Raw genomic sequence first — 2,723 nt, forward strand, 5'->3', positions numbered from 1 at the left:
ATCCACAGACCTCCGATTCCGCTAACTGTCAAGCGGCGGCCCCATTCTGGGGTGTTTCGGCGGAGTGGCTGAAGGCCTTCTGAGCGTCGAAGGTTTGGCGGGTTTGTAGGCAGTGGTAGAGCTGGCCGATCATCTTGTTGAACAGGTGCCGCAGAGCGGCGGCGTGGCGGTCACCGTGGTCGCGGCGCCTGCGGTAGTGCGCGCGGGCAGGGCCGGGGTTGATCGATGCATAGGTGGCCCACACCCAGCCGACAGCGGCGAGCCGGTCGTTCTTGATCCGCCGGTGGGTGATGGAAGTGACCTTGCCGGACGCCCTGGTGACAGGTGCTGATCCGGCATATGCCTTCAGTGCGCGGTTGTCGGCGAACCGGTCGCGGTCGTCACCGATCTCGGCGAGGATGCGGGCGCCGGTCACCTCGGCCAGGCCGGGAAAGCTGGTGATGACGGCATGATCGGGGTGCTTGCGGAATTCCTCGGTCGCGACCTGTTCCAGATCGTCAGCGCCGGCGCAGGCGGCATCGAGCATCGCCAGCAGGGCCATCGCCTGGCGGCCCATGGCTTTTTCGACCAGGTCCGGCTGCCGCAATTGCGGGATCCGCAAGTGTTGCAGGATGTCGGTGGCCAAATCGTCGATGCCGCGTTTACGACCGGCGCGCCGCAGCGCGGCAGCGATGCGGGCCTTGGTGAGTCGGGCGGCGTGCGCGGGCGTGGGCGCGATGGCGAGGATCGCGCGGGCTTCCGGTTTGGCCAGGTTGGTGGCGGACTTGCCGGCGAAAGTGTCCAGGAACGCCGGATAGTATTCGCGCAGGATCGATCGCAGTTCATTGCCAGCCTTGGTGCGTCGCCACACCGCATCCTGCTGGGCGCGCGCCAAAACCGCTATGGCTTGCGCTAATTCGCTATCGGCAGGCAGTTGTCGATGGATGTGCGCATCGACGCGAAGAATGTTCGCTAGCGTCATCGCATCGGCGTGGTCGGACTTCGCGCGGGCCACCGAGTGCCGCTCCCGGTAACGAGCCACGGCCATCGGGTTGATCGCGAACACCGGCCGTCCCGTGCCACGCAGAGCCGCTACCAGCAGCCCGCGCGGGGTTTCGATCGCGACCGGAATCGGGCTTTCCGGGCGGTCGCCAGAGTCGGCGAGCAGCTCGGTCAATGCGCTGAATCCGGCCGGGTCGTCGCTGATGCGTTTCTTGGCCACCAACTTGCCATCGTTGTCGATGATCGCGACGTCGTGATGCCCTTCGGCCCAGTCGATTCCGCAGTATCGGTTCAATATCGTCACACCTCCGTCATGTCAGGTAATACCACTGGTCCAAGACCTCAGCGAGAACGCGCAGCACCCTACTTACGAGCCTCTCGGGCTTGCCTCCGATGAGCTGTTCGCGATCCCAGCGCACCCGCACGGCGCCGGTCTTCGTCAGAGCTCTGCGGCTCTCGAAGAGATACGGGGCGTCCGGTCGTGCAAGTGGGCTCGAACCACGAGCAATCCCAACCGTTGAAGAGCGGTGGACCGGGACGACACGCCGTTCCCGGTCCAGCCGCTCGTGCTGCCGCCCAGGCTCCCGGTCTTCTTGGAGGACTCAAGGTCCTGAAGGTCCACAGAAGTCACCATGACAGCGAACCCGACCCGGCGCCCGCGGTCTGCCCTGAAGATCGGGCTCGCCTAGGGAGACAGGGGTCGCCGGGCCAAGCTGGCGAACGGTGACCGGCAGCTCGGCACCGGGCCTGTGGATAGACCTACCAACAGTCCTGTTTTGATCAGGTGTCCGTGGCCGCTGATGCACCGTTCACTGATAAGTAGGTATTGATCATTGCTCGAGGAACGCGACCTCGCGCCTGAATCCGTCGACCACCAGCAACGCTGGCAAGCCTTGCAAAGGGGGCCGCCCCAAACGGGATGCCGCCCCAAACGGGATTCGGCGGGTTGGTCCCCACGGGGTGTAGCCTGGGAAGTGCTGAGAATTTCAGCTGGTTTGGGATGAGTTCGGCTGTCCGCTGCAGAACTTGAGGAGCATTGGCTCCGAGGCCCCTACGCGCCGGTGATCGTCTGCACATCAGGATCACCATGACTGTTCCACAGAGATTGTCCACTCGATCGGCCCCGTTACCGGACCCCCGAACAACGCCGGTTGCGCATGACGTGGCCGCGGGCACCCTTCAGCACGGCTCACCGACAGGTGCACGGCGATGAAAGCGCTGGGCGTCGTAGTCGTTGTTCTGGTCGTCTTGTCACTGCTGGTGCTGGCGATGGCGGTGCGAATCGTCAAACAATACGAGAACGGCGTGCTGTTCCGGCTGGGCCGGGTGATCGGAGAACGCCAACCCGGGTTGCGGCTCATCATTCCGTTAATCGATGTCCTGCACCGGATTTCGCTGCGGATCGTGACGATGCCGATCCAATCCCAGGGGATCATCACCCGCGACAACGTCAGTGTCGACGTCTCGGCGGTGGCCTACTTCAAGGTTGTCGACGCGGTGAAGTCGGTCGTGGCGATCGAGAACGTCTACTCCGCGATCGATCAGATTGCCCAAACGACGCTGCGCAAGGTCGTCGGCCAGCACACCCTGGACGAGACACTCTCAGAGACCGACAAGATCAACCTCGACATCCGCGCGATCCTCGACGTCACCACCATCGAATGGGGTGTGCAGGTCACCCTGGTGGAGCTGAAAGACATCCAACTGCCCGACAGCATGAAGCGGGCGATGGCCCGCCAAGC

Annotated in this window: 2 protein-coding genes; one reads left to right on the forward strand and one right to left on the reverse strand. The window is 63.9% G+C overall.

Going from position 1 to position 2,723, the window contains the following annotated elements; all coding sequences use genetic code 11:
• Positions 1-28 precede the first annotated feature (28 nt).
• Complete coding sequence (locus tag ACLP4W_RS25920; RefSeq protein WP_442390251.1) at positions 29-1,276, reverse strand: IS110 family transposase; 1,248 nt, start codon at positions 1,274-1,276, stop codon at positions 29-31.
• A 914-nt stretch (positions 1,277-2,190) separates the two neighbouring features.
• On the opposite strand from ACLP4W_RS25920, the gene ACLP4W_RS25925 reads away from it, so the two are divergent.
• On the forward strand, positions 2,191-2,723 hold a 533-nt coding region (locus ACLP4W_RS25925), incomplete at its 3' end, for an SPFH domain-containing protein (RefSeq protein ID WP_442390250.1).

Source organism: Mycobacterium sp., assembly GCF_052145595.1.
GTDB lineage: Bacteria > Actinomycetota > Actinomycetes > Mycobacteriales > Mycobacteriaceae > Mycobacterium.